Below are 26,703 nucleotides of genomic sequence, written 5' to 3' on the forward strand. Positions count from 1 at the left end.
AGGCTTTTTCAATTCCGATATTCAACACAAAACATAGAGCAATAGGATACTACTCTCATGGCAGACCACCAGCACGGTTCGATGGACATCACGGTTCAAGAGAACACTTATAACGGCTTTATTACTTTTGTGACCCGGTTTTGCGTGGCAATGATTGTACTGGCTGTTTTTCTTGCCATCTTTGCAACCTGAATTAGAGGACTGCCTGTGCGTTTAGTTTCGAGTTTTGCAGCAACGGCCGTTGCGTTGACAGTGTTGGGCGGTTGCGCATCGCAGCCACAGCCGAATGCTACTAACGCAACCCTGGCTGCGGTTTCATATCGTGAACCGGGTCCGGCGACACTGACGCTCTATACCATGGTCAATAATCGCACGGGTCAGGGTGGGCATACCTCACTGATGATCAACGCGTCTGAGCGGGTGATCTTTGATCCCGCCGGTTCATTCTATGCGGACCGGGTGCCGGAGCGTGATGATGTGCTGTATGGCATCACCCCCGGGGCTGAACGAGCCTATCGCAGCGGCCATGCCCGCAGCAGCTTTCATGTTGTGATACAAACGCTTGAAGTGACGCCTGAACAGGCTCAAACGGCCTATCAACTGGCTGTTACCAATGGCCGTGTGCCCGGTGTCTTCTGCGCAAATTCAACCGCGACTTTGCTGAGCAAAGTTCCCGGTCTCGAAGATATCAATGTGACCTTTTATCCGGTGAAACTATCTGATCAGTTCGGTTCGCTGCCTGGAGTGGTGACTGAGAAGTACTATGAAAATGATAGCGAGGATCTGCAGGAAGGTCTGGCCAAGGGCAATGCAGTGCTGAATGGCTAGAATCTGCCCTGTCGTCGTTTAGATTTACCAAACAAGAAGGTCCCGATGCTTAAGCACTGGGGCCTTTTTGCTTCTCGATGCACCGTTTGGGTATTTACCCGAACAGGTACAACAACCCGAATAGCGTCGCGCCACCGCCGGCCATTGCAGCCAATACGTTTTTGCTGAGCAATCCGACCGCCAGGGTCACCCCTGCAGCCAGCAGATGCGGCAGGCTGGTCACACCACCGGTTGGGGTGGGCCAGGCCACCAAGGGGGCCACCAGTGCCGGGATGATGGCAACTGCCGTGTAACGCAGGTGCCGCATCAGCCAGGCGGGCATGGTGCGATTGGCCATCAGGCCGATAAAGGCAAAGCGCAGGCCAAAGCTGCCAATGGCAAGCCCGATAATGACAGTCCACAGGATAGTTGGATCAATGGTCGTCATTGTGGCACCTCCGCTTTGGTTTTGCGTTGTTCCAGCCAAAATTCGACCTGTGCACCCACCATCATTCCGACCAGGCCTGCTACGATCAGTCCCAGATTATAGGGCAGGACCACCGCAAACAGCGCTGTGACAATCGCGGCGAAACAGGCCGCCAAATGCGCAGGCGTGCGCAGCATCGGCCCGATCATTGCCAGGAATGCAAGCGGTAGTACAAAATCCAGTCCCCAGCTTGCCGGGATCTGAGATCCCACCAAAACCCCGGTAATTGTTGCGATCATCCACACCGGTGCGACCAGCCCGTTGGTGCCAAAGAAATAGGCCATTCGTTGCGGTACCGTCATCTTTGGTTTGTTCTCGAATTGAACAATGGACAGGGCATAGGCCTGATCCACCGTCAGATAGGCGGCCAGCGCGCGCTGCCACAACGGCGCCGAACCCAGATAGGGCGTCAGCGAGGCCGAATACATTGCCACCCGCAGGTTCACCGCAAGGGCTGAGATCAACACAATGAACACCGGCGCGTTCTCTTGCATCAGTTGCAGGGCGGTAAACTGCGCCGATCCGGCAAATACAGCCATCGAAAAGGCAAAGGCTTCGGGGACAATTAGTCCCGCTTCGGCGGCCAGCACCCCGAACAGCAACCCAAAAGGTCCCGACACCAAAATAAACGGCGCGCTGTCGCGAAAGCCTTTCCAGAAAGCCGATTTGGTGGTGGTGAATGGCATGGCAAGATCCTAGGTTGGCTTTGACGAGACCTAGGGCGAAACGGGGAGAGTTTCAATTGGCCAGCAGTGTTGACCTAAAAGAATATTTGATTGCGCCCAATCCCTCCAACGCCCGATTGACCCGCGCGGTCACTGGTGTCGATCACAACGGCGAGGTCAGTCAGATATCAGTTGTCGAAGAACGCCCGCTGACCATCTATCTGAACGGGCAGGAAATTGTCACTGCCATGACCATTGGCGACTACCCCGAATACCTGGCGCTTGGCTTTCTGCGCAACCAACGGATGCTGCGGGATGACGATGTGATCACCGGGGTGGATTACGACGAGGAACTGGAAACCGCGGTGGTCCGTACCGAGGTTCAGACGTCGTATGAGGACAAGCTGAAGAAGAAGACTCGCACCTCGGGCTGTGCGGTGGGCACGGTGTTTGGCGACATGATGGAGGGGCTAGAGGACGTGAAACTCCCCGCCACCCCGGTCAAAACGTCTTGGCTCTATTCATTGGCCAATAAGATCAACCGCACTCCGTCGTTGTACCTTGAGGCCGGTGCCATCCACGGCTCGGTGCTGTGCCATCAGGATCGCCCGCTGGTTTATATGGAGGACGTGGGGCGCCACAATGCGGTGGACAAAATCGCGGGTTGGATGGTGTCAGAGCGCGCCCCAACGGCGGACAAGATCATGTATACCACTGGGCGCTTGACGTCTGAGATGGTGATTAAAACCGCAATGATGGGCATCCCTGTGCTGGCCTCTCGGTCCGGGTTCACCGCTTGGGGTGTGGAGATCGCCCGAGAAGTGGGCCTGACCCTGATCGGTCGCATGCGCGGGCAACGGTTTGTCTGTCTGTCAGGCGACGAACGGTTGGAACGCGATGTGGATCCTTCGACAGTAGCGGGTGAGGATAAGAAACATCGCAGGAAGAGTGCGGGATGAATAATACAGGGCAGTGCCTGACCTTGGGGAGGTGCAAAGCGCCTCCCCGTGGGGAAGGTCAGGCGCGGCCCGGCGCTGCCGCCGGGCAAAAAGGGTTTTTGTTGAAATGTCATTGGAAGAACCCAAGATGAGCGAATTGGTTTATGAATTTGAGTTAATCGGACCCGTTGACGCAGGGCTCATGAATAAAGCCATCAAGCAATGTCCCCGCCCGGCGTTTTCCAAGTCAATTTCTCTTGGAACTATTGTGATGCCACTGCTTGAAGGCGCTTTTCATGCAGCGGGCGGAATAGTGTTTGTTTTTCTGGTTCTTCAGAGAATGGATTTGTCGCCGCAAGTCGTCGGCATTGCAGCGCCCCTGTTGGGATGTTTTTTGGCGATTGCAATCATGAAATTGACGAGTCACGTAAAACGAACTTGGCAAGTCAAACAAATGTTGAAGTCTCCAATATACAAAGACGATACGATGTTCTTCTTGTCACCAGAGAAGTTCACACTTCGTACTGAAAACGTTGAATGGAACGTGCGTTGGCCGGCGGTTGAGAAAACTGTGAACGCATCAGAGGGGTTTTTCTTCTATGCAGGGGCATTCACTTATGTACTGCCCAAATCGATACTCTCAGCTGATCAAGCGGATGAAGTATGGAGCGCAATCGAAAGCTGGAGTGGAAAGATAGCCCAATGACCAAACCCCTCGGCATAATCCTCGCCGGAGGCCTCGCCACCCGTATGGGCGGCGGTGATAAAGGGCTGTTGCAGCTTGGCGACCAGCCTTTACTTTCCCATGTCATCGAACGCCTACGGCCACAAGTTTCGGGGGTGGCTCTAAATGCCAACGGTGATCTCGGCCGCTTTACAGACTTTGATCTCACAGTTGTGGCCGACAGCATCGAAGGCTTCGCTGGCCCTCTCGCCGGAGTACTGGCGGGCCTCGACTATGCCGCCGAGCAGGGGGCTGATCACATCGTTACCGCGGCCGCCGACACGCCGTTTTTCCCAACCGATCTGGTCGAGGTGCTGCAGCTCGCCGCCAAAATGGATGACACCGATATCGCCTTGGCCGCCACACCTGATCCCGAGCGCGGCACTCTTCGCCAACCGACCTTTGGTCTTTGGCCGGTGGCTTTGCGTGACGACCTGCGCGTGGCGCTGAACGATGGTGTACGCAAGGTGGTGCAATGGACCAGCCGCCACAATGCGGCCGACGCTATGTTCCCCAACTGGGACTACGATCCTTTTTTCAATATCAACCGCCCCGAAGACCTGCAAAAGGCCGAGGCCATGCTGGCAGAACACTCATGAAAATCTATGGCGTCACCGGATGGAAGAACTGCGGCAAGACCGGGCTGATGGAGCGGCTGGTCTCTGATTTCACAGCACGCGGGTTGAGGGTTTCAACCATCAAACATGCACATCATTCCACTGACGTAGACCAGCCCGGCACCGACAGCCACCGGCATCGCCAAGCGGGTGCATCCGAGGTAATCCTGGCCTCACGCCAGCGGGTGGCGATCATGCAGGAGTTGCGCGGAGCTGAGGAGCCGCCGCTAGCCGAACTGTTGGCGCGGCTGTCCCCGGTCGATCTGGTACTGGTCGAGGGTTACAAGCGTGAAGCGCACCCCAAGATTGAAGCGCACCGGAAAATTGCAGGCCAGTCGCTGATCGCCCCCGGTGATTCCACAGTCCATGCAGTGGCAAGCGACACCCCACTGGATTTGGATCGCAGAGTGTTTGATCTCAATGATACTGCGGCGATTGCAAATTTCATTCTTACTGATCTGGAATTCAGTGATGAGGCAAAAGGATGATTAAACCGCCACCTTTACGCAATGATTGTTTTGCACTGCCTGCTGGCACGCACTGGACGCCCGTGGACGAGGCATTGGCGACCCTGCGAGATCGCTTGGCACCGATTACCGGTATTGAGAATTTGCCGCTGGATCAAGCATTGGGTCGGGTGTTGGCAGCAGATGTCACCGCCTTGCGCTCAAACCCACCGCTGCCGAATTCGGCCGTCGATGGCTATGGCTTTGCGGGGCCGATCCCAGAAGGGGCGCAGGTTTTACCCTTGATTGAAGGCCGCGCCGCGGCCGGGATCCCGTTTGAGGGTGTCGTGCCTGCAGGGTCAGCAATTCGGGTGCTTACAGGGGCGGCCCTACCAAGTGGTGTGGATACAGTAATCTTGGAGGAGGACGTCACCTGCGATGCCATTCAGGTGGCGTTTCACGGACCGCTAAAGAAAGGCGCTAATGCCCGTCGTGCCGGCGAAGATGTGCAGTCGGGTGATATTGTGTTTTCTAAAGGGCGGGTGGTCACTTCTGCTGATTTAGCCCTGGCTGCGGCCACTGGTCTGTCTGAACTGCCCGTGCGGGAGCAACTGCGCGTTGGCGTGCTCTCGACCGGGGATGAGTTGATCGAAGTGGGGCAGGAGGCAGGCAAGGGGCAGATCTATGACGCGAACCGGCCAATGCTGCTTGGGTTGTTACGCCAAATGGGATTCGCAGCAGTAGACCTGGGCCAGGTCAAAGATAATCGCGATGCACTTGAGGCACGGTTGAACAGCAGCGCGTCAAAGGTCGATGTGATCCTAACCAGCGGCGGTGCCTCTGCTGGTGACGAGGATCATGTTTCGGCGCTCCTGACTGAAAAAGGTGCGGTCCAGCATTGGCGCATCGCATTGAAGCCCGGACGGCCGCTGGCATTGGGCATGTGGCAAGGTACCCCTGTGTTTGGTCTGCCAGGCAATCCGGTGGCCGCGCTGGTTTGCACCTTGATTTTTGCGCGCCCGGCAATGGGCCTGATGGCGGGGGCTGGCTGGGCCGCACCGCAAGGGTTTTTGGTGCCCGCTAATTTTGAAAAACGTAAGAAACCCGGCCGGCGGGAATACTTGCGCGCCCGTATCCGAAATGACCAAGTTGAGGTGTTTGCCTCGGAAGGGTCCGGGCGGATTAGCGGGCTTAGCTGGGCCGAGGGGTTAGTCGAAATCTCTGACGACGCGGCCCATATTCAACCCGGCGATAGGGTGCGCTTTATTCCCTACAGTAGTTTTGCCATGTGACTGGGGCTGCTCGTCATTAGACTTGGCTTCGTGGGGTGTGACACCGCAGAGCTGTGAGGAGGGGCCTGCCTGATCTTAGTCGAATGTGCCGGCAACGCGACCTAGCAACATGAATGCCCGGGCCGTGCGGGTTTCGCTCAGCGCAGAGATCTCGATGTCCGAAGCCTCGGTTTCAAACTCGGAAAACATTTGGTCAAACCGACGTAGGAAGTGGTGTGCGGCATCCCGGAAAATGGGGTCTTGCTTCATTCGCGCAGAGGTCAGAGCCAGTGATGTACGGTCTCGCACGCCCCCTAGCGCTGCAACCGGGCGACCACGCGCGCCTTGGGCAAAGTGTCTCCAAATTTCGGGGCGTGCCATGTCCGGGCGCAGATCGTCCATGTAGATACCATCCTGACTAAGCAGGGTCAGTACATCCTGTGCAGCCTGGATCACCTGCGCGGTTTTGCGGTCCTGCAGAGCCTGGCGAAGGGCAGCAAAGCCATCTTCATCCTCAGCTGTCTCAGGGAAGTTTAGAGCGCGGATGAATTCGGTCATCGGTAAAGTCGCCGCAATGTCCTCAGCCGAGGTTCCCAGTGCGAGTAAGCCCTGATCTTCAGCAGGTTCTTCGACCGGTTGGCTGGGAATCGCTGCACGGGGTGTTTTACTGCGGCTGGAATGGAAGGTTGCCAGCGTGGTTTCGGTTTTGCGTGTGACTTCGGCGATTTCATCCAGCTTTTTATTGACCGAGGGCTCGCCAACAACTGAGCTCTGCTGTTGCTGGGCGACATAGGCACTGCGCAGCCCATCAATGGCAGCATGCAGCCGCTGACTTTCGTCACGCATTACCTTGCTGGATCGAATGGCAATTGCGGCCACCCAAACCATGACAATCGGCATCGAAACTGCAAAAGCAGCTACCAGCCGATATAGAGCCGTAAAATCTGACGTCTCGCCGGAAACGGTGAGCCAGAGACCTCCTGCAACAAGAAGCCAGACAACGCTCAGGGCCGCTGCGACGATTTCAACAATGGTAAATGTCTGTCGTCGCGGCTGGTCATACAGCCCTGAATTGGGACCGTGATGTGCGTCTTGATCTGAGTGAGGTCCAGTCATTGGTGCGGGCTCGATGTCAAATTATCGGATCAGGAATAGACGATTTTAAGAACTTCGTAGGATCTCTGACCGCCCGGGGTGCGGACCTCGAGACTGTCGCCCTCTTCCTTGCCGATCATAGCGCGGGCGATGGGGGATTTGATGTTCAACATGCCGCGTTCCACGTCCGCTTCATATTCACCAACAATCTGCCAAGTTTTCTCTTCGTCAGTGTCTTCGTCCACCAGCGTGACTTTTGCGCCAAACTTGATAGTGCCGGACAGTTTTGCCGGATCGATCACATCAGCAAAACTCAACACGCCTTCCAGCTCCTTGACGCGACCTTCAATAAACGAATGCTTTTCGCGCGCTGAGTGGTATTCGGCGTTTTCTGAAAGGTCACCATGTTCACGGGCCTCGGCGATGGCTTCGATAATGGCTGGCCGCTCAACGCTCTTGAGTTGCTTCAACTCGGCTTCGATGGCGGCGTACCCCTGTGGGGTCATTGGAATTTTGTCCATGTGACGTGGTCCAGATATCTATAACAGTGCGTGTCGATTCAAAATCTGCGCCCCGATGCGAATGCACCGGGGCGTCAGGTTGAGTTGACAACGATCTGAACCAAACCGCCCCCTAAATGCAAGGGGCAGGGGGCGAGACTATGCAGTCATTTCCTCTGGATCGGGTTGTTTAGCGTAAAACTGCTCATTTTTGCCCCTTACGGCGTGTCATATTGCACAAGTTCGTATTCGATCCTGTCGTTGTCATGAAAATAGAACCGTCGGCCTGGTTCGTAGTCACCGTGGTTGCTTGTGACAAAACCTGCCTTTTTGACAGCTGCTTCTGACGCATCCAGATCTTCGACAACCAAAGCGACATGGTTCAGCCCGCCGATGGTTGTGTAGCTGGAGCCCTTGGGGCTGGCTGGATTGGCGGGTCGGTATAGCGCGAGGTAGTTGGTGTCACTGCCCACATGCACCGTACGGCCCTTATCGATCGACGCACCTGACCAGCGCACATGCCAGCCAAAGACCTCGCACATCCATGCGGCAGTGGCGTCCGGATCCGCGACGGTGAAGTTGGTGTGTTCAAGTGTTGCTGGCATTGTTTTGGCTCCTGCTAGGTGTTGCTTTTTGACTTGAGTCGGATCACCGTAATTTCTAAACCTAACTTGAGGTCAAGGTTTTATTTTGAACTATTTGTGGAGATAGAGATGACGGCATTCAGCGGAGTTTCAATTGGCTACCTCGCCGACCGTACTGGGTTGGCCGTGTCGGCTATTCGGTACTATGAGGCGCAGGGCCTAATCACCCCATGGCGTAACAGTGGTGGACAACGGCGTTTTCACCGGGCCGATATTCGCCGCCTTAGTTTTATTATGATTGCCCAACAGATCGGGTTTTCCCTGCCCGAAATCAGGGGGTTCCTGAAGGATCTGCCCGGAGGGCGCACGCCAACCCCCGAAGATTGGACGCAGATATCTCAGGACTTTCGCAGCCATTTGGATCAGCGGATTGAGACCCTGCAGAAGTTGCGCGACAATCTGGATGGCTGCATTGGCTGCGGCTGTCTATCGCTGCCAAAATGCGCGCTGTACAACCCCAAAGACCGTGCCGCGCAAAAGGGACAAGGCCCCCGCTATTTGATGGGGGATCGCGCTGAGACGGAAAATGATCCTTGAGTGACGGAAATTGACGGGTTTTTGATCCTAAAAGCCTGTTCTACGGGGGCTAACGTAGAGTTTGGATTGACCTCGCCATCCAAGGATGGCTTATCAGTCGCGAAACAATGTTGCGCCCAGCGGGGCCGGTAGCGAAATATAGCCAAGGAGCGCCTGATGGCCGAGTTTGAACGCGAAGCGATGGAATATGATGTGGTGATCGTTGGGGCTGGCCCTGCTGGTCTGTCCGCTGCCATTCGCCTGAAACAGTTGGACGCTGATCTGGATGTGGTTGTGCTGGAAAAAGGGTCCGAGGTGGGCGCGCATATCCTATCCGGCGCTGTGTTGGATCCTTGCGGACTGGATGCGCTGATCCCCGACTGGAAAGCCAAGGGCGCGCCGCTGACGGTGCCGGTCAAAGACGATAACTTCTTCATGTTGGGTGAGGCTGGTCAGGTCCGTATCCCCAATTTTCCGATGCCACCACTGATGAACAACCACGGCAACTACATCGTGTCGATGGGTAATGTTTGCCGGTGGATGGCAGAGCAGGCCGAAGAGCTGGGTGTTGAGATCTTCCCGGGCATGGCCTGTTCCGAGCTGATCTTTGGTGACAAAGGTGAAGTCAAAGGCGTTGTTGCCGGCGAGTTTGGTAAGAACGCGGATGGCACCCCCGGTTCCGGTTATGAACCCGGTATGGAGCTGCACGGCAAATATGTCTTCCTTGGTGAAGGTGTGCGCGGGTCGCTGTCGAAAGAAGTCATTGCCAAGTATGATCTGCAAGCCGGTCACGAGCCGCAGAAATTTGGCCTTGGCATGAAAGAAATTTGGGAGATCGATCCGGCCAAGCATAAAGAGGGTTCGGTTACCCACACCATGGGTTGGCCATTGGGCAGCAATGCGGGCGGCGGATCATTCATCTACCATTTGGATAACAATCAGGTCTACGTCGGCTTTGTTGTGCACTTGAACTACCGCAATCCGAACGTTTTCCCCTATATGGAATTCCAGCGCTTCAAGCATCACCCGATGGTGGCGGAGCTGCTGAAGGGCGGTAAACGCGTTGCTTATGGCGCCCGTGCGATCACCGAAGGCGGTTATCAGTCGATGCCCAAAATGGTTGCACCCGGTGTGGCGCTACTGGGCTGTTCGGTTGGTATGGTCAACGTGCCGCGCATCAAAGGCAACCACAACGCCATGTTCTCAGGTAAGGCTGCGGCTGAGGCTGCTTTTGCCGCGATCAAGGCTGACCGGTCCGGTGATGAGTTGACTGGCTACGAGGTAGAAGTGCGTCAGGGCGTCATCGGCAAGGATCTGAAAAAGGTGCGTAACGTTAAACCGCTGTGGTCCAAGTATGGCCTGACGGCCTCGCTGATGCTGGGTGGCATGGACATGTGGACCAACACCCTGTTTGGTTTCTCGTTCTTTGGCACCGTCAAACACGGCAAGAACGACGCGCTCGCTACTGAAGAGGCCAGCAAGCACAAGATGATCGACTATCCAAAGCCGGATGGGAAGTTATCGTTTGACCGCCTGACCAATGTCAGTTTTGCGATGACCAACCATGAGGAAAGCCAGCCCTGCCACCTGCAACTGGCTGATCCTAACCTGCCAATCAGCACCAACCTGCCCAAGTTCAACGAGCCAGCGCAGCGCTATTGCCCGGCTGGTGTGTATGAGATCGTGGAAAAGGACGGCAAGCCCGAGTTTGTGGTGAATTTCCAGAACTGCGTGCACTGCAAAACATGCGACATTAAAGACCCCAGCCAGAACATCACCTGGGTCACCCCGCAGGGCGGCGACGGGCCGAACTACCCGAACATGTGACCGGATGTCTCTGCGCGAAGGTATACTGTCCTTGGCAGCCGAGTTTTCCTGCAATAAATCCAATGGCACCGAGCAGAGTGATCTGCTTGGTGCCATTGGTTTGGAGGGAGCCGATGCAATTGAGTTCCTTGAGAAGTATATGGAGCGGTTCAGTGTTGATCTGTCAGCGTTGAAATGGGAATTTCATTTCAACGCTGACGAGCCACCTTATCGGCGTCGCGTATTACCAGTTGATGTCGACGGCAGGGTGATCCCTTACATGCCGCTTACCTTGGCTCAGTTGGTCTCCGCTGCTGAACTGGGGAGGTGGCAGCTCAACTATCCAGATCATACTTTACGCTCTGGCTTGGGCGCGCGGTTTTCCATGTGTATTGCGGCGGTATTGTTGGTCTTATTGATGGTTCTTTATTCATTTCTCTGAGCTCCGGTAATGGATGATTTAGGATCAAAATAGGCCTGAGGCATTCTGGTAAGGATCTAACTTTACCAAGATCAGCAAAAAACCGTGTATCGGAGCGGCGGAGCACCTCGTACCATTGCGTCCTTAGTCCTGAGCGCCTAGCTTAGTAAAAAACCTATAGCAGCGAGGCATTCGATCCGGTGACTTTCCCATTCCGACGCGCCGCAACGGCGGCTCTGGCCCTTTCTATGGCATTTGGACCGGTGACTCCGGCCGTTTCGCAGGAACCAGCCGGGGCCTATTTGGCGGGCCGTGCTGCCACATTTGACAGCGATTTCTCCGCTGCAGCAGACTATTACACCCGAGCACTGGTGCGTGATCCGGGAAATGTGGAGTTGATGGAAAGCGTGGTGTTTTCCCAACTGGCGCTGGGTGAATTACTCCGAGCATTACCTGTCGCGCAGCGGATGTGGGATGAAAATGTCAGCAGCCAGGTTGCCAACATGGTAATGGCTGGCGGCTTCAGTCAGGCTCATGACTATCAGGCGCTGCTGGATCGCGATTTGGTGACACAGGGCATCGGTCCACTAGTCGACGGATTGATGTTGGGTTGGGCTCTTTTAGGGGCTGGCTCGGTCCCCGAGGCGCTGGCACAGTTTGACAGCGTTGGCGAAGACGAGGGGCTGCGGATGTTTGCGCAGTACCACCGCGCGTTGGCACTGGCGTCAGTTGGGGACTATGAAGCGGCAGAAGCAATGTTTGCTGCCAACGATGGTCGGCTGACACTGATAACGCGCCGTGCTGCGTTGGCTCGGGTGCAAATCCTCTCGCAGCTGGGGCGTAACGAACAAGCGCTGGCCACATTAGAGAATGCTTTTGGTACGCAGTTGGATCCGGGGCTGTCCAATCTCTTTGACCGTCTTACCGCGGACGAAACTCTGCCCTTTACTCATGCCCCCACAGTCACGGACGGCATTGCCGAAGTGTTCTATACGGTGGCCTCCGCGCTCAGCGGTGAAGCGGCGGATGAATACGTCTTAATTTACGCCCGCATGGCCAGCGTGCTGAGCCCGACCCACGTGGATTCAGTGCTTTTAAGCGCTGATCTGCTGGACAATTTAGGGCGCTATGAATTGTCGGTTGCCACTTATAAACAAGTGCCGGTCGGCCACCCTGATTATCATGCCGCCGAAATGGGCCGTGCCGAGGCGCTGCGCCGGGCTGCCAAACCTGAAGCTGCGATCGAGGTTCTGGAACAGCTGATCCGTGAATTCCCAGCTCAGCCAACCGTTTATTCCGCACTGGGAGATCTGCAGCGGCAACAGGAAAACTATGCGGCTGCGGTGACTGCCTATGACAGTGCGATGACCTATTTGGATGAGCACAACGCCGCCAATTGGTTTCTGCTTTATGCACGTGGCATCAGTCTGGAGCGGTTGGATCAATGGGACCGGGCAGAAGCAGATTTTCGTGCAGCATTGGTGCTAAACCCGGGTCGTCCCGAAGTGTTGAACTATCTGGGCTACTCGCTGGTTGAAAAGCAGATCAAGTTGGACGAGGCGCTTGATATGATTGAACGTGCCGTCGCCGCCCGACCCGAGTCTGGTTATATCGTCGATTCACTCGGCTGGGTGCTGTATCGTCTGGGCCGCTACGATGAGGCCGTAGGCCATATGGAGCAGGCGGTTGAGCTGATGCCGGTAGATGCTGTGGTCAACGACCATCTTGGCGATGTGTTCTGGGCTGTGGGCCGTTACCTTGAGGCGGAGTTTCAGTGGAAGCGGGCGCTGTCCTTTGTTGATCCCGAAGACACGGACAGCGAAGCTGATCCTGACCGCATCCGCCGTAAGCTAGAAATTGGTCTGGATGAGGTTCTGGTTGAAGAAGGCGAAGAGCCATTGAAACTGGCCAATGACGGTTAAGGCATTTGCGCCGGCCAAGATCAATCTGACACTGCATGTGACCGGCCAGCGGGATGATGGGTATCATCTGCTCGATAGTCTGGTGGCCTTTGCGGATGTTGGGGATCAGATTGTGATGTCGCCGCAAGATGACCTATCGATCGAGGTGATCGGTGAATTTGCACAGGGCGTTCCAACTGACCGGCGAAATCTGGTCTGGAAGGCGGCCGAAGGCGCAGGCTGGTCCGGTCGGATATGTTTGGACAAAGCATTACCTCATGGGGCTGGCATTGGTGGCGGATCGTCTGATGCTGCTGCAGTCCTACGGGCTCTTTCCGCACAGGGTTTGCCTGTTGCGAAAGAGTTCCTGATTTCGCTGGGGGCCGATATCCCAGTTTGTATGGCTGCACGGGCGGTGCGGATGCAGGGGATCGGCGAGCAGATCAGCCCGGTTGAGCTGCCAAAACTACCCGCAGTCTTGGTCAACCCCGGTGTTCACGTCCCAACTGGCGGTGTTTTCTCTGCAATGGCATGGCGTGACAATCCGCCAATGCCGTCGCACATCCCTGATTTTCCCACCCCTGCGGACGTTGCAGGCTGGTTGTCCGAGCAACGAAACGATTTGCAGATTCCCGCCGCTGCGATTGCGCGTCAGATTGACCAAGTGTTGGCAGATTTAAACTGCACAGGAAACGTGATGCTTGCGCGTATGTCGGGATCTGGGGCAACCTGTTTTGCGCTATATCCCACAATGAAAGCGGCCCATCATGCTGCTTATGAAATCGGATCCGCGAACCCCGAATGGTGGTGCGTCGCAACCGAGTTGAGCTAATGATCAGCTCAACTGCCATCCGGCGACACGTCAATGCCAAGGCTACCCAGCAAATGATGTTGCTGTCCCGCAGAGACCATCATGCCGGCGTGGCTGTTCAGATCTGACAGTTGGAACCCATCTAGGTCACTCCCGCGCAGATCAGCTCCGGCAAAATTCGCGTCTGTTACCTCAATGCCAAGCAGATTGCAGCCGCGCATTACCGCATTGACCAGTCGTGACCGCTGAAACGTGGCGTAGGACAGATCGCAGTCGTCAAACGTGCAGGCGGTCAGGTCCAGTTTATCAAATATGGCATCCGCCAATTGGCAGGTTTTAAACCGCACGGTTCCAAACTTCCGCTTGCCCGCCGTCTGCACAAACTTGGTGTTCTCAATGTCCAAACCCCGCATCTGGCAGTCGTCAAACGACAGATCATAGCCTTCGCAGCCGTTTATCTTGACCAGCGCCATGTTGCAGCTGGTAAACTTCGCCCGCCCCATATCGCAATAGCGAAATGCAGTGGCGCTGGTGGTCGCCCCCTCAAAGAACACTGAGCCCTCAAACCGGGCATCTCTCAGATTTGCGCCGTTGAATTCACAGTTGATAAACTTGCAGTTGCTCCAGCTGCTGGCGATCAAGGTATCCCCCTTGATCCGGGTTTCACGAATGGTGCAGTCATGAAACGACAGTTCATCCTCGCCATCGACCCACTCAAAGTCAAAGCCGGACAGGTCCTGTCCGGAACACCCACTCTCACGTTCAATCCTGTCTCGAAGCGACGTATTCAAAACCCAAACCCCACGCTTCTTTTTGTCAAAAATACTTCAAGGGGTGAATTGACCCATAGGGTCAAGAGGGGGCAGAGCCCCCTGTAAGCCCACTCAGTTTAGCCGCGCAACTACATAATCCGCCAGATCGTTCAGCATCTGCCGAATGGGGTGCTCTGGCAAAACGCTCAGCGCGTCTTTGGCCTTGTTGGCCCAGCCATTGGCATCATCCCGCGTTGCCGCCAAAGTTCCGTACTTATCCATCAGTTCTAGGGCGTGCTCCAAATCGCCGTCTTCCTGGCGGCCCTTCTCGATGGTACGTTTCCAGAATTCACGCTCTTCATCAGTGGCCTGTGCAACAGCTTTGATCACCGGCAATGTCAGCTTGCGTTCGCGGAAATCATCACCGACGTTTTTACCGGTGGCCTTGGCATCGCCTTGATAGTCCAGCAGGTCATCTGCAATTTGAAATGCAATTCCCAGCGCGTCACCGTAATTAAACAGGGCCTTGACCTGCGCATCATCAGCCCCGGCAATCACCCCGCCTACTTCGGTGGCAGCTGAGAACAGAGCCGCAGTTTTGCCGCGTACAACTTGCAGATAGATGTCTTCACCCGTCTTCAAGTCCTGGGCCGCAGTCATCTGCAGCACTTCACCTTCAGCAATAGTAGCTGAGGCGTTGGCCAGAATATCAAGAACCTGCAGCGAACCGGTTTCGACCATCAGCTGGAAACTGCGAGAGAACAGGTAGTCGCCGACCAGAACCGATGATTTGTTGTCCCACAGAAGGTTGGCAGTGGGGCGGCCCCGACGTTGGCCGCTTTCATCCACGACATCGTCATGCAGTAGGGTTGCCGTGTGAATGAACTCAACCGTGGCAGCCAGCTTCAAGTGGTGCTCACCGTCGTAGCCACACATTTTGGCCGCGGCCAGCGTCAGCATCGGCCGCAACCGCTTGCCGCCCGCCTCAACCAAATGCGCCGTAACCTCAGGGATGCGCGGGGCGTGTTTGGAGGTCATCCGGGTGCGGATCAGTGTATTCACTGCATCCATTTCATCGCTCAGGGTGGCCGCCAATTGTTCGTGCGGCTTTTGTGCCATGCTCTGGTTCATCATATTCCCGATTGCAAGGCTCGACATTTTACCAAGCTTGCCCTTAGATCCCATCTTATGAAGGAACTTCTGCGTAGCACCGACCCGACCATCATGGCCTTTGCCTCCGCCCTTCTTCAGGGGGAGGATATAGACTGCTTTCAGGTGGACGTAAATATGAGCATCCTTGAAGGTGGCATTGGTATTTTTCCACGCCGTCTGATGGTGCGTGTTGACGATCATGCGGCCGCCGAGCGGGTGATGCTTGACAATGAAATCCCATTGGGACGATGAGTGAATTTGACGATAGCGCACTAAGCTGCAACGACTTCCTTGGGGGCCAGTTGCGTTTGTGGCAACCCAAAGACGGATACCGTGCAGGTGTCGACCCGGTGTTGCTAGCAGCAAGCGTTCCGGCGCGTAGTGGGCAGCGTATTCTTGAACTGGGCTGTGGTGGGGGGCAGGTCTTGTTGTGTCTTGGGGCGCGTGTTCCTGGGGTCGATCTTACCGGCGTTGAACTGCAATCCAGCTACGCCCAACTGGCTCGTCGCAATGGCACTGAAAACAAAATAGCGATCAAGGTGGTGGAGGGCGATTTGGCTGGGCTGCCTGATGATCTGCGTCAGCGCCAGTTTGATCATGTTCTTGCCAATCCTCCCTATTATGCGCGCGGCGCCCATAGTTCATCGGCGAATTTGGGACGGGCCACCGCCCTGGGAGAGCAGACTCCCTTGGCGCAATGGATTGAAGTTGCCGCAAAGCGTCTGGCCCCACAGGGATTCCTGCACATGATTCAGCGTGTTGATCGACTGCCTGAGATGTTGATGGCCTGCAATAGCCGATTGGGTTCGATCGAGGTGCTACCACTTGCCGCACGGGTCGGGCGCGCGCCCGAATTGCTTATTCTGCGTGCACGAAAGGCTGGTCGGGCAGCGTTTCGCTTACATGCACCGCTGATCCTGCATGAGGGCGACCGTCACGAGGCGGATGGGGATAGCTATCGACCCTGTATAGCGAACATCCTGCGCAAGGGGGCTGCGCTGGATTGGCCGAGGTTGCGGTAAGCTGGGCGTCCCTTTGCCAATTCGGGTTGGGCGACAGGCATAAACTGGCCGAAAGCAACAGTTTCATGACAAATGAATGCGTCTGCAGCGTGACAGATGTCTAATCTTGTGGTCCACTTGTCTGGCAAACTTAGCTCTTAAGGAGGATTGCCATGAGCATCAGCTCGCATCTGGTTGAACTGAAAAAGAAGCACGAGCACCTGAGTGATGAAGTGGATGTTGCGCAACGCGCACCCAGCACGGACGGGCTCGAAATTGCCGAGATGAAAAAGCAGAAGCTGAAACTCAAGGAAGAGATCGAACGCCTGTCACAAGTCGAACTGACCTGACGAGACGCGGGTAGGGGCCGTTTGGCCCCGCCCAATCCGGTAAATCGACACCGCTATCCCTTGCCCGACGTGTTGGATGCATCGCGTCGTGACGTCGTTGCACTGGATCTTGCAGCAATTACCGCGCCCGCGGTGATCAGGGCTGCCGCCAAAGCCAACCCCCAGGATGGGGCTGCTATCCCGGCTAAAACCAGAACCAAAGTTGATAACAAAGGTGCGCTGTATGAACTGGTGCCCAGCATCTGAATATCGCCTTGTTTGACTCCAATGTCCCAAACATAAAACGCCAACCCTACGGGGCCCAGTCCCAGCAGCAGCGTTGAAGTCCAACCCAAGGCCCCCACGGGCCAGACTGTGTCTTCGAGAGCAAAGTGCAACCCCCAGGATGCGACAGCTGTGGCAACGCAGAACACGGCGACCGAACTTGTTGGAGCGCTTCCCACTAGCCTTGAAATAACCGAATACCCAGACCAGGCCAGCGCACACAGGAGAGCCAACCCATATCCGGGCAGGTATTGCACCTGAAACCCTGTGCCACCGCCAGCGATGATGGTTGCCGCCCCTGCAAATCCGAGCCCTGCACCGATTAAGTGTCCGCGCCGAAGGGTCTCGCCGGGCAGCAGTCCTGACATAAGAACAATCAGCAAGGGCCACAGATAGGCGATCAACCCAGCCTCGGCTGCGGGGGCGAGCCGCAAGGCCGAGAAATAAAGGGCATGATAGCCAAACAGCCCAACGGTGCCAAAGACATAGATCTTCCATGACACTTTGCGCAGCTGCCCCAGTTTGCCACTGGCGGCAGTCCAAATTAACCCCAAAGTACCGCCAACACTAAAACAGATCGCGTTCAATAAAAGCGGCGGCGTCGGGGCTGATCCAACGGTTAGCAGGGCCAACAGAGCCCATAGCAATACTGCGATGAAGCCTACAGCGGTAGCCTTGGATCTGGTCATACAGGGGGGATATCCTCGACAGGGATGATGCTGAACTCATCCGAGATATGGGCCGTTTTATCGATTTCGGCAAGAAACCAATCACGGAACGCAGCTACTTTCGGACGCGTCTCGGCACCGGGCAGGCACAGGAACCGGAACCGTCCGTTTGTTTCGATGGCTGTTTTGAATGGCGCGACAAGCCGACCCTCGGCCAGATCTTTGACGATCATCGCGCGACGTCCCAAAACCACGCCCGCTCCTGCGATGGCGGCGTCAACGGCGTGATCGGCATTTGAAAAATGCGTGCCGTGCACGGGTGTGTGATCAATGCCCACTGCCCGAAACCAAGTTGGCCAATCGCAGCAAGGTCGCAGAAAGCTGATCGAATCGTCGAAGATAAGTGGAGCCTCTTTCAGGCTCTCTGGGGTGGGAAATGTCGCTGCCAGTTCCGGCGACATTGCGGGGGTCAGCCATTCATTGCGAACCGGGACGCTATATAGGTCTTTATCCTCGCCGTCGCCAAACCGGATCGCCACGTCAACATCATCACGTGTCAGGTCCACCATGCGCAGCGTTGCGGAAAATCGTAGATCAATTTCTGGATGGGCGCGGGCAAATTCATACAGGCGGGGCGCAAACCATTTTGCGGTCAAGGCCGGGCCTGCTGTCACGGTCAAGTTGGTATTGTCTTGCAGGCGGCGTGTCGCAGTCCATGCGGCGGCCAGAGTTTGAAAGCCTTCTGATGCGCCTGGCGCCAGTGCTTTACCAGCTTCGGTCAGTTCAACCGCCCGGTTTAATCGGTGGAACAACGGTTGCCCGAGATGTTCCTCTAGCGATTTGATCTGAAAAGAAAGTGCTGCCGGGGTCACGTTTAGCTCGTCGGCTGCACGTGAAAACGACATGTGGCGTGCTGCAGCATCAAAGGCACGTAGCGCAGTAAGGGGGGGGAGACGTTCAGACATATTCACACAAGTAATACTTAACTGAACATATGAAAAGTCTCGTTTGTAGCTTTTGGGAGTAAAGTCCATGTTGGGTGCAGATAATTTAACCTGAACCGAAGGAGAGCTGAAATGCTGGAATATAGCGCCAATGCTGCCACCCGGGATGCCATCGCTCGTGCACATGCTGAACGCGGTCAAATGATGCGCAGCGCCTGGAAATGGGTGTTTCGGTCGCGCCGGGCACTACAGGTCCCGGCTCTGGGGGCTGTCAGCTAAGCTCCACTTAACCTGATTTCCCGCTGGGCGCAGCGCGCGCGTCCTTACGGGATATGAAAAGGGCCGGTCCAATTGGACCGGCCCTTGTTTGTGAGTAAGCTGCTAAACCAACAACGGTCATAGATCGCTTTAAACGAAAAACTGGCCGCCGTTGGCTGAGATCGTTGATCCGTTGATAAAGCCGGACTCTTCCGAAGCAAGAAACGCCACGCAGCGTGCAATTTCTTCGGGTTCACCCAAGCGACCAGTAGGAATTTGGCTGATGATCGAGTCGCGTACCTTCTCAGGCACAGCCATAACCATCTCAGTGGCGATGTAGCCAGGGCAGATCGCGTTGGCAGTGATGCCTGCACGCGCGCCTTCTTGGGCCAGGGATTTGACGATCCCCAGATCACCCGCTTTGGTTGCGGCATAGTTGACCTGAGCAAACTGGCCCTTTTGCCCATTGATAGAGCTGATCACGATGACACGGCCAAACTTGCGCTCGCGCATACCTGGCCAGATTGGGTGGACCGTGTTGAACACACCGGTCAGGTTTGTGTCGACAACCTGATGCCACTGTTCCGGTGTCATCTTGTGGAACGGGGCGTCGCGGGTGATGCCAGCATTGGCAACCACGATATCTACTGGGCCCAGATCAGCCTCGACCTGCGCAATACCTGCTTTGCTGGCCTCGTAATCGGCGACATTCCATTTGTAAGTTTTGATGCCGGTTTCTTCGGTAAACACCGATGCGGCTTCGTCATTACCGGCATAGGTCGCGGCGACATTATAGCCTTCGGCCTTAAGGGCCTTGGAGATTGCTGCGCCGATTCCGCGCGAGCCACCGGTGACGAGAGCTGTTCGTGCCATATGGAGAATCCTCTGGTAATATTTTACTTGGTAATCTTGCTACAGTTTTAGTATCGTATGCGCAATATTATTGCGCAAGAAAATTGCCGCAGTGCCGCATAAATTGTCGCATACTGACTATGACATGGGCATGAAAAGCTTAGCCGCAAGTTGTGAAAAAACCTAAGGAGAACTTGTTAAGCGGTATTCCGCCCGCAAATTCTGCAATGAATTGTGTGGTGCAAAGAAAAAGGGCGCCCGATGGACGCCCCTGATACCGAGTTGAATTTTAACGCTTATGGGCGTTCGACGCACATCGCTACACCCATACCGCCGCCGATACACAGGGTAGCCAGCCCTTTTTTGGCATCGCGTCGCTGCATTTCAAACAGCAAGGTGTTCAGCACTCGACAACCAGAAGCCCCAATGGGGTGGCCGATCGCGATGGCGCCACCGTTGACGTTGACGATTTCCGGGTCCCAACCCATTTCTTTGTTTACGGCACAGGCCTGTGCGGCAAAGGCTTCGTTGGCTTCAACCAGATCAAGATCGCTGGCGCTCCAGCCAGCTTTGTCCAGGGCTTTACGGGATGCATAAACCGGGCCAACACCCATGATCGACGGGTCCAGACCAACGGTTGCGTAAGATGCAATGCGGGCCAGTGGGGTGATGCCGCGCTTTTCAGCGTTGTCGGCTGACATCAGCAGGGTCGCCGCAGCACCATCGTTCAGGCCGGATGCGTTGGCAGCTGTGACCGAACCGCCATCGCGAACAAAGGCAGGGCGCAGTTTTTGCATCGCTTCGATGGTGGCACCATGACGGATGTATTCGTCACTGTCGACAATGATGTCACCCTTACGGGTTTTGACGGTGAACGCAGCGATCTCGTCGGCGAACTTGCCAGCCTTCTGTGCGGCTTCGGCTTTGTTTTGTGAGGCAACTGCAAAAATATCCTGCTCGTCGCGCGAGATTTCGTACTTGTTGGCAACGTTTTCAGCGGTTTGGCCCATGTGGTAGCCATTGAACGCATCCCACAACCCGTCGCGGATCATGGTGTCGATGTATTTCATATCGCCCATTTTGTGACCGGCACGCAGATGTGCGGCATGTGGCGACAGTGTCATGTTTTCCTGGCCACCGGCAGCAACGATGTCGGCGTCGCCCAACATGATGTGCTGAGCACCCAGTGCTACGGCGCGAAGGCCTGAACCACAAACTTGGTTAAGGCTCCAAGCGGCGGATTCAATTGGCAGACCGGCGTTGACATGGGCCTGACGGGCAGGGTTTTGACCCTGAGCTGCAGTCAGAACTTGACCCAGAATAGTTTCGGAAACTTCGCCGGCTTCGATACCGGCGCGCTCGACAACGGCCTGCAGAACGGTCGAGCCCAGATCGTGGGCCGGAGTGTCGGCGAAGGCTCCGCCGAAGCTGCCGACGGCGGTACGCGCGGCGGATGCGATTACAACATTGGTCATTGATATGGGTCCTCTGCCATTAATTGTGCTGTGGGGAATGGTATGGCGCCGGGCGTTGTTTTTGCAGCCGCAGCATCTGGCATTCCCCTCCCTTGCAGGATGTAAAATTACGAATTGCTGCAGGTGCAGCAATGGGCAGGGTGTCTCAGACGGGGCATCTGTGTCAATTGCTGCAAGCAAAAAATACCCAGTTCCGGGGGATCTGGGTATTATTACGTAACTGTTGGAGTGCTTGGGCTAGGCGCGGGTGCGCTGTTTTAGCTCTTCGATCCAAGGGGGGCTTACCGATGGGGCACCGTATAGATAGCCTTGTAGGCAATCGACACCGATTGACACCAGGAATTCAGCGTCGGCGGCGCTTTCGACCGATTCTGCCACAATCAGCATGTCGAATTGTTTGGCCACACCGACCAGTGCCCGTGTCACCGCTTGATTGTCGTGATTGGCGTGAATCCCACGAATGAACTGGCCGTCGATCTTGACCGCGTCAAAGAAGAACTCACGGAAGTGTTTGATAATCGAGGTGCCCGCCCCAAAATTGTCGAGCGCAAAGGCAATGCCATGTTCCTGCATCCGGTCCATGAAATCGATCACCAGTTCAGGTGCGGCCATGGCTGAGGCTTCAGAGATTTCCAGCACCAACCGTTCACCCAGTGTGGAATCTTTCTTCAACATCCGATCAACAACACGCATCCAGCGACCATAACCGATTGATCGGGCAGACATGTTTATAGATACGCGGATATTTGGATTGTGGCGTAAAGCTTTGAACCCATGTTCCAGTGCCAGACAATCCAGGACCCGGCCAAGTTCCTTGTCTTCGACCACAGGCATGAATTCGCGTGCAGGAATGACCCTACCTGTAGAATCCAATACCCGAATGTAGCCTTCATAAAAGGCTGCGCCAAGTGGGGGCAGTGCTTGCATAACTGGTTGGTAAGCGAGCATTGTTTGGTTGTGCTTGATCGCTTCTGCCACAATATCGAGTGTCGAATGATCGCGACTGACAACAGCTGCATTGAGTGGATTGTCAGCCCCTTCGGGCATCTCTGCCTTGAATTTTTGCCCCTTTTTCACCTTCTGGCCCTCATCCTTCATCCGAGTCGGATTGCGTTGTGCGTTGATGAACAGGTTCCTCTAAAAGGGTAAAGCGGTGATTAAAAACGGCATTTTATGGAAAATAACAGGCCAGCCCCGTGCAGACCTAAATCGTCTTAGACGGCTTCCAACTAAAGATGGAATTGCGTGAGGAAAAATATACCAACTAAAGATTACCCGGCCATTGCGATGCGGTCACTTTGTGGCAGTAATTCTTGCTGAACGACGCGCTCGACAAAAGGAACCAGCCCGTCAGGCCCTGAGGTGCGATCTTTCAGGTGAATACAAACATCTGGCCGCAGAGATGCGATGATACCAATCAAATCACCACGGATGTCATCATCCAGCCCCGCACCCATTATGACACAGGCGATCCGGGGTTCATTCTCCAGCTGGCGCACGACTTCGGCGTGATCATGCGCGCCGAGCCATTCGATGGGCAGATGATCTAACTGCAGTGCCACATTGCCAATCACATGCGGTAAACGACCGATCAATAAAACAACTGGGTACAACTCTTGTCCTTCCCAAAGTGGGTGACCCCGAGTTGGCGGGGGCACTAAGGACAAGATAGTGCGTTATTGTTCGGCGATCAGGGCCGAAAGGATCGCCTTGGCGCTGTCGGAATTCCAGTGGGCATCGCCGCGCAGCCGAGCAATCTCGCGACCTTCGCGATCCAGGATAACAGTGATCGGCAAGCCCAGAACGGCCATTTCGCGCGCGATCGCCTGTTTAGGATCCTGATGGCGAGGTAAATTTGCTATGCCTGCTTCGTCGAAGAACTTGACAATTCCAGCCGGAGAATTGCGTCCAGTGGCAAGGGTCACGACCTCAAAATCATCTCCTCCCAGTTCCACTTGCAGTTCTTCCAGCATAGGCATTTCGGCCCGACAAGGCGCACACCAGGTCGCCCAGAAGTTCAGAAGAACAATTTTGCCTTTGTAATCAGCCAGAGTGCCGAGGCCAGCGTCATCGGCCAGATAGAACTCTTTGTCCGAAACTTCCTTAGGCGTGCTATGAAAGTTCAGCTTTTTCATGTCTCCGACGCGCATCGCTTCCAGTTCGGGCAGTTCGACGGCAAGAGCGGCATTTGCACCCAAGCTCAGGGCGATATAAAGGGGGATCAGACGTAACAGACGCATTTTATCTCCGGGTATCTTACCATGACAGACCAATCCTCGAACCAAATGTGGGGCGGCCGCTTTGCCGCTGGCCCGGACGCGATCATGGAGGCAATCAATGCCTCGATCGGATACGATCAGCGGATGGCGGCGCAAGACATTGCCGGCTCGCGGGCCCATGCAGCGATGTTGGCCGCGACAGGCGTGATCACCGATAACGATGCCGAGGCGATCAGGGAAGGCCTGCTCACCGTATTGTCAGAAATCGACAACGGAACTTTCCAGTTTTCCACCGCGCTGGAAGACATCCACATGAATGTGGAGGCCCGTCTGAAGGATATCATCGGCGAACCTGCGGGTCGTCTGCACACTGGCCGCTCGCGTAACGATCAGGTGGCGACCGATTTCAAACTCTGGGTACGCGACCAGCTGGACGCGGCTGAGGCTGGCCTTCTGGCGCTGATCAAGGCGTTGCTGGCGCAGGCAGAGGCTGGTGCAGATTGGGTGATGCCCGGTTTCACCCACCTGCAAGTGGCGCAGCCTGTCACTTGGGGCCATCACATGATGGCTTATGTGGAAATGTTCGGTCGTGACCTGTCCCGCGTGCGTGATGCTCGTGCCCGGATGAACGAATCACCGTTGGGTGCTGCGGCTCTGGCGGGGACGTCTTTCCCGATCGACCGCGACATGACGGCCGCGGCGCTGGGCTTTGATCGCCCCGCCGCCAACTCGCTGGATGCCGTATCAGACCGTGACTTTGCGCTAGAATTCCTGAGTGCGGCCTCGATCTGCGCCGTACACCTGTCCCGTTTTGCCGAAGAGCTGGTGATCTGGTCTACCGCTCAGTTTCGTTTTGTGACCCTGTCGGATCGCTTCTCGACCGGCTCATCCATCATGCCGCAGAAAAAGAACCCCGACGCGGCCGAGCTGATCCGTGCCAAGGTCGGCCGGATCTTTGGTGCCAATACTGCGCTGATGATGGTGATGAAGGGTCTGCCGCTGGCCTATTCCAAGGATATGCAGGAAGACAAAGAGCAGGTGTTCGACGCCGCTGACAACTGGATGCTGGCGCTGGCAGCGATGGAGGGCATGGTGAAAGACATGACTGCCAACCGCGACTCGCTGGCGGCCGCTGCAGGTTCTGGGTTCTCGACCGCGACTGATCTGGCTGACTGGATGGTGCGGGTGCTGAAGGTGCCATTCCGCGATGCGCACCATGTCACTGGCACACTGGTCGCTATGGCCGAAAGCCGTGGCTGTGATCTGCCGGACCTGAGCCTTGAGAATATGCAGGGTGTGCATGCTGGAATTACTGACGATATCTTCTCTGTGCTTGGGGTTGAAAATTCGGTAAACTCGCGCATGTCCCATGGCGGAACCGCCCCGGCGCAGGTGCGCCAGCAGATTGCGCGCTGGACTGAAATTCTGAAGGCGTGATCTGCAGCCCAATCCGATAAAGGAGACCGAAAATGCACAAATGGATGTTATCTCTGGTGGCGGTAGGTATTTTGAGCGCGTGTGGTGTGGATGGCGAACCGGTTCAACCGTCGCTGAATGCCGGTGTTAGTGTCTCTAACAGCGGCGTGCATACACGCGGCGGTGTTGGCTTGAACAAAGGTCCACTGGGGATCTATCTTGGTTTCTGATCACCAGTTCCAGACGAAATTCTCCCGTCCGTCCCTGAAGGTGCCCCTGCGGGCCCATTCCAGGGTTGGGCGTGGCACCGCGCTAACGCGCGGTGTTTTGCGTTGACGAGAAGGGGAGAAGTGATGTTTCTACCTGGATTGAAAACACTTTAATTGATCTGCCCCCTAAAATCGGTTTATGCGCGGGTATGGATCATTTTATCTACCGCGATGGCGCGCTTTACGCCGAAGACGTCCCGTTGGCCGAAATCGCAGCCAGCGTTGGGACTCCGTTTTATGTCTATTCCACCGCAACACTACAGCGGCACTTTAAGCTGTTTGATGATGCGCTGGTGGGGATCGACCATCTGGTCTGCTATGCGATGAAGGCCGCCAGCAATCAGGCGATCTTGAAAACGCTGGCGCAGGTCGGTGCGGGTATGGACGTGGTCAGCCAGGGTGAATACCTACGCGCCAAGGCGGCAGGCGTTTCCGGTGACAAAATTGTGTTTTCCGGCGTCGGCAAAACAGCCGAGGAAATCCGGGTCGCGCTGAGCGGTGGTATCCGTCAGTTCAACGTCGAATCTGAACCTGAAATGGAAGTGATCAACACCGTAGCGTTGGAGCTGGGCAAGGTTGCGCCGATCACCGTGCGGGTGAACCCGGATGTTGATGCCAAGACCCATGCCAAGATTGCTACTGGCAAATCTGAAAACAAATTTGGCATTCCGATCTCCCGTGCTGTTGAAGTCTATGCCCGTGCTGCCGCCCTTCCGGGGTTAGACGTGATCGGTATTGACGTGCATATCGGGTCTCAGTTGACTGAGCTGGAGCCGTTTGAGAAGGCCTATCAAAAAGTCGCGGAATTGACCGAGGTCTTGCGGGCTGAAGGTCATAACATCCGGCGTTTGGATCTTGGCGGTGGCCTGGGCATTCCGTATCACACCCAATCCAATGATGCGCCGCCATTGCCGGTAGAATATGGTACGCTGATCAAGAAAACGCTTGGTCACTTGGACTGCGAGATTGAGATTGAGCCGGGCCGTCTGATCGCGGGCAATGCCGGGATGCTGGTCAGCGAAGTGATCTATGTGAAATCAGGTGAAGACCGCGATTTTCTGATCATTGACGGCGCGATGAACGACTTGATCCGTCCGGCAATGTATGAGGCGCATCACGATATTGTTCCGGCGGTTGAGCCAGAGGTTGGGGTTGAAACGCAGCCCTATGATATCGTCGGCCCAGTGTGTGAAAGTGGGGATACTTTTGCCAAGCAGCGTAACCTGCCGCCGATGGCTGCTGGCGATTTGGTGGCGTTTCGGTCGGCTGGTGCGTATGGCGCGGTGATGGCCAGCGAATACAATTCACGTCCCTTAATCCCCGAGGTTCTGGTGAATGGTGATCAATTCGCGGTTATCCGCGCAAGGCCAAGCTTTGACGAAATGATAAATCGCGATAGCATACCCGAGTGGCTCTGACGCAATCTGGCGCGGG

33 protein-coding genes are annotated in these 26,703 nt (G+C 55.7%); 19 read left to right on the forward strand and 14 right to left on the reverse strand.

Going from position 1 to position 26,703, the window contains the following annotated elements:
• The first annotated feature begins 57 nt into the window (after positions 1-57).
• Together FEE96_RS02340 and FEE96_RS02345 are read left to right on the forward strand one after the other, a co-directional pair.
• Positions 58-192: an aa3-type cytochrome c oxidase subunit IV gene (locus FEE96_RS02340; RefSeq protein WP_138161378.1), complete on the forward strand. Its 135-nt coding sequence runs from the start codon at positions 58-60 to the stop codon at positions 190-192.
• 15 nt (positions 193-207) lie between these two features.
• Entirely contained in the window at positions 208-828 is a 621-nt protein-coding gene (locus tag FEE96_RS02345) for a hypothetical protein (protein WP_138161379.1), read from the forward strand.
• A gap of 94 nt (positions 829-922) precedes the next feature.
• On the opposite strand, the gene FEE96_RS02350 is transcribed toward FEE96_RS02345, so the two are convergent.
• Entirely contained in the window at positions 923-1,255 is a 333-nt protein-coding gene (locus FEE96_RS02350) for an AzlD domain-containing protein (RefSeq protein ID WP_138161380.1), read from the reverse strand.
• Positions 1,252-1,980 carry an AzlC family ABC transporter permease gene (locus FEE96_RS02355; protein WP_138161381.1) on the reverse strand — a complete coding sequence of 243 codons (729 nt, stop codon included), beginning with the start codon at positions 1,978-1,980 and terminating at the stop codon, positions 1,252-1,254. Before FEE96_RS02355 ends, FEE96_RS02350 begins: the two co-directional genes overlap by 4 nt.
• A 56-nt stretch (positions 1,981-2,036) precedes the next feature.
• Here FEE96_RS02355 and FEE96_RS02360 point away from each other — a divergent pair, with 56 nt between their 5' ends.
• The 5 genes from FEE96_RS02360 (at position 2,037) to FEE96_RS02380 (ending at position 5,976) form a co-directional block, all read left to right on the forward strand.
• Complete coding sequence (locus FEE96_RS02360) at positions 2,037-2,918, forward strand: formate dehydrogenase accessory sulfurtransferase FdhD (protein WP_246079246.1); 882 nt, start codon at positions 2,037-2,039, stop codon at positions 2,916-2,918.
• Positions 2,919-3,045: 127 nt separating this feature from the next.
• The gene (locus FEE96_RS02365; RefSeq protein ID WP_138161383.1) at positions 3,046-3,603 is read left to right on the forward strand and encodes a YcxB family protein; all 558 of its coding nucleotides are present in this window, start codon (positions 3,046-3,048) and stop codon (positions 3,601-3,603) included.
• Positions 3,600-4,220 carry a molybdenum cofactor guanylyltransferase MobA gene (gene mobA / locus FEE96_RS02370; protein WP_138161384.1) on the forward strand — a complete coding sequence of 207 codons (621 nt, stop codon included), beginning with the start codon at positions 3,600-3,602 and terminating at the stop codon, positions 4,218-4,220. The genes FEE96_RS02365 and mobA overlap by 4 nt, the downstream gene beginning before the upstream one ends.
• The gene (mobB, locus tag FEE96_RS02375) at positions 4,217-4,726 is read left to right on the forward strand and encodes a molybdopterin-guanine dinucleotide biosynthesis protein B (protein WP_138161385.1); all 510 of its coding nucleotides are present in this window, start codon (positions 4,217-4,219) and stop codon (positions 4,724-4,726) included. The genes mobA and mobB overlap by 4 nt, the downstream gene beginning before the upstream one ends.
• A complete protein-coding gene (locus FEE96_RS02380; protein WP_138161386.1) occupies positions 4,723-5,976 on the forward strand; it encodes a molybdenum cofactor synthesis domain-containing protein in 1,254 nt (417 codons plus the stop codon). Before mobB ends, FEE96_RS02380 begins: the two co-directional genes overlap by 4 nt.
• A gap of 75 nt (positions 5,977-6,051) precedes the next feature.
• Here the strand turns inward: FEE96_RS02380 and FEE96_RS02385 are convergent, their stop codons facing one another.
• The 3 genes from FEE96_RS02385 to FEE96_RS02395 form a co-directional block, all read right to left on the reverse strand.
• Positions 6,052-7,071: a hypothetical protein gene (locus FEE96_RS02385; protein ID WP_138161387.1), complete on the reverse strand. Its 1,020-nt coding sequence runs from the start codon at positions 7,069-7,071 to the stop codon at positions 6,052-6,054.
• A 29-nt stretch (positions 7,072-7,100) separates the two neighbouring features.
• On the reverse strand, positions 7,101-7,571 hold the full coding sequence (gene greA, locus FEE96_RS02390; protein WP_138161388.1) for a transcription elongation factor GreA: 471 nt from the start codon (positions 7,569-7,571) through the stop codon (positions 7,101-7,103).
• Between the two features lie 197 nt (positions 7,572-7,768).
• The gene (locus tag FEE96_RS02395) at positions 7,769-8,155 is read right to left on the reverse strand and encodes a VOC family protein (protein ID WP_138161389.1); all 387 of its coding nucleotides are present in this window, start codon (positions 8,153-8,155) and stop codon (positions 7,769-7,771) included.
• A gap of 108 nt (positions 8,156-8,263) precedes the next feature.
• Here FEE96_RS02395 and soxR point away from each other — a divergent pair, with 108 nt between their 5' ends.
• The 5 genes from soxR (at position 8,264) to FEE96_RS02420 (ending at position 13,670) form a co-directional block, all read left to right on the forward strand.
• Positions 8,264-8,731, forward strand: coding sequence for a redox-sensitive transcriptional activator SoxR (gene soxR, locus FEE96_RS02400; protein WP_138161390.1), 468 nt, complete (start codon positions 8,264-8,266; stop codon positions 8,729-8,731).
• Positions 8,732-8,887: 156 nt separating this feature from the next.
• A complete protein-coding gene (locus tag FEE96_RS02405) occupies positions 8,888-10,537 on the forward strand; it encodes an electron transfer flavoprotein-ubiquinone oxidoreductase (RefSeq protein ID WP_138161391.1) in 1,650 nt (549 codons plus the stop codon).
• A 4-nt stretch (positions 10,538-10,541) separates the two neighbouring features.
• The gene (locus FEE96_RS02410) at positions 10,542-10,958 is read left to right on the forward strand and encodes a DUF1493 family protein (protein WP_138161392.1); all 417 of its coding nucleotides are present in this window, start codon (positions 10,542-10,544) and stop codon (positions 10,956-10,958) included.
• A 227-nt stretch (positions 10,959-11,185) separates the two neighbouring features.
• On the forward strand, positions 11,186-12,859 hold the full coding sequence (locus tag FEE96_RS02415; RefSeq protein WP_138161657.1) for a tetratricopeptide repeat protein: 1,674 nt from the start codon (positions 11,186-11,188) through the stop codon (positions 12,857-12,859).
• Complete coding sequence (locus FEE96_RS02420) at positions 12,849-13,670, forward strand: 4-(cytidine 5'-diphospho)-2-C-methyl-D-erythritol kinase (RefSeq protein WP_138161393.1); 822 nt, start codon at positions 12,849-12,851, stop codon at positions 13,668-13,670. The genes FEE96_RS02415 and FEE96_RS02420 overlap by 11 nt, the downstream gene beginning before the upstream one ends.
• Positions 13,671-13,678: 8 nt before the next feature.
• Here FEE96_RS02420 and FEE96_RS02425 read toward each other — a convergent pair whose 3' ends face one another.
• Positions 13,679-14,440, reverse strand: coding sequence for a pentapeptide repeat-containing protein (locus FEE96_RS02425; RefSeq protein WP_138161394.1), 762 nt, complete (start codon positions 14,438-14,440; stop codon positions 13,679-13,681).
• Between the two features lie 93 nt (positions 14,441-14,533).
• Positions 14,534-15,532, reverse strand: coding sequence for a polyprenyl synthetase family protein (locus FEE96_RS02430; RefSeq protein WP_138161658.1), 999 nt, complete (start codon positions 15,530-15,532; stop codon positions 14,534-14,536).
• A 57-nt stretch (positions 15,533-15,589) separates the two neighbouring features.
• Here FEE96_RS02430 and FEE96_RS02435 point away from each other — a divergent pair, with 57 nt between their 5' ends.
• From FEE96_RS02435 to FEE96_RS02445, 3 genes are all read left to right on the forward strand, one after another.
• Positions 15,590-15,805, forward strand: a complete 216-nt coding sequence (locus FEE96_RS02435; protein ID WP_138161395.1) for a putative signal transducing protein — start codon at positions 15,590-15,592, stop codon at positions 15,803-15,805.
• Positions 15,802-16,575, forward strand: coding sequence for a tRNA1(Val) (adenine(37)-N6)-methyltransferase (locus FEE96_RS02440; protein ID WP_138161396.1), 774 nt, complete (start codon positions 15,802-15,804; stop codon positions 16,573-16,575). The genes FEE96_RS02435 and FEE96_RS02440 overlap by 4 nt, the downstream gene beginning before the upstream one ends.
• Positions 16,576-16,727: 152 nt before the next feature.
• Positions 16,728-16,904: a YdcH family protein gene (locus tag FEE96_RS02445; protein ID WP_138161397.1), complete on the forward strand. Its 177-nt coding sequence runs from the start codon at positions 16,728-16,730 to the stop codon at positions 16,902-16,904.
• 53 nt (positions 16,905-16,957) lie between these two features.
• On the opposite strand, the gene yddG is transcribed toward FEE96_RS02445, so the two are convergent.
• A complete protein-coding gene (gene yddG / locus FEE96_RS02450) occupies positions 16,958-17,857 on the reverse strand; it encodes an aromatic amino acid exporter YddG (RefSeq protein ID WP_138161398.1) in 900 nt (299 codons plus the stop codon).
• On the reverse strand, positions 17,854-18,801 hold the full coding sequence (locus tag FEE96_RS02455; RefSeq protein WP_138161399.1) for a transcriptional regulator GcvA: 948 nt from the start codon (positions 18,799-18,801) through the stop codon (positions 17,854-17,856). Before FEE96_RS02455 ends, yddG begins: the two co-directional genes overlap by 4 nt.
• Before the next feature lie 111 nt (positions 18,802-18,912).
• Here FEE96_RS02455 and FEE96_RS23385 point away from each other — a divergent pair, with 111 nt between their 5' ends.
• Positions 18,913-19,059, forward strand: a complete 147-nt coding sequence (locus FEE96_RS23385; protein ID WP_171021586.1) for a hypothetical protein — start codon at positions 18,913-18,915, stop codon at positions 19,057-19,059.
• A gap of 129 nt (positions 19,060-19,188) precedes the next feature.
• Here the strand turns inward: FEE96_RS23385 and phbB are convergent, their stop codons facing one another.
• The 5 genes from phbB to FEE96_RS02480 form a co-directional block, all read right to left on the reverse strand.
• Positions 19,189-19,911, reverse strand: coding sequence for an acetoacetyl-CoA reductase (gene phbB, locus FEE96_RS02460; protein WP_138161400.1), 723 nt, complete (start codon positions 19,909-19,911; stop codon positions 19,189-19,191).
• Positions 19,912-20,186: 275 nt separating this feature from the next.
• On the reverse strand, positions 20,187-21,365 hold the full coding sequence (locus tag FEE96_RS02465) for an acetyl-CoA C-acetyltransferase (RefSeq protein ID WP_138161401.1): 1,179 nt from the start codon (positions 21,363-21,365) through the stop codon (positions 20,187-20,189).
• Between the two features lie 237 nt (positions 21,366-21,602).
• The gene (locus FEE96_RS02470; protein WP_138161402.1) at positions 21,603-22,442 is read right to left on the reverse strand and encodes an EAL domain-containing protein; all 840 of its coding nucleotides are present in this window, start codon (positions 22,440-22,442) and stop codon (positions 21,603-21,605) included.
• Between the two features lie 194 nt (positions 22,443-22,636).
• On the reverse strand, positions 22,637-22,978 hold the full coding sequence (locus FEE96_RS02475) for a hypothetical protein (RefSeq protein WP_138161403.1): 342 nt from the start codon (positions 22,976-22,978) through the stop codon (positions 22,637-22,639).
• Positions 22,979-23,041: 63 nt separating this feature from the next.
• A complete protein-coding gene (locus FEE96_RS02480; RefSeq protein ID WP_138161404.1) occupies positions 23,042-23,605 on the reverse strand; it encodes a TlpA disulfide reductase family protein in 564 nt (187 codons plus the stop codon).
• 21 nt (positions 23,606-23,626) lie between these two features.
• On the opposite strand from FEE96_RS02480, the gene argH reads away from it, so the two are divergent.
• From argH to lysA, 3 genes are all read left to right on the forward strand, one after another.
• Complete coding sequence (gene argH / locus FEE96_RS02485) at positions 23,627-25,021, forward strand: argininosuccinate lyase (RefSeq protein ID WP_138161405.1); 1,395 nt, start codon at positions 23,627-23,629, stop codon at positions 25,019-25,021.
• Positions 25,022-25,053: 32 nt separating this feature from the next.
• Complete coding sequence (locus FEE96_RS23390; protein WP_167741241.1) at positions 25,054-25,230, forward strand: hypothetical protein; 177 nt, start codon at positions 25,054-25,056, stop codon at positions 25,228-25,230.
• Between the two features lie 188 nt (positions 25,231-25,418).
• Complete coding sequence (lysA, locus tag FEE96_RS02490; protein ID WP_138161406.1) at positions 25,419-26,687, forward strand: diaminopimelate decarboxylase; 1,269 nt, start codon at positions 25,419-25,421, stop codon at positions 26,685-26,687.
• The last annotated feature ends 16 nt before the right edge of the window (positions 26,688-26,703 follow it).

It is taken from the genome of Parasedimentitalea maritima (assembly GCF_005771405.1).
Classification (GTDB): Bacteria; Pseudomonadota; Alphaproteobacteria; order Rhodobacterales; family Rhodobacteraceae; genus Parasedimentitalea; species Parasedimentitalea maritima.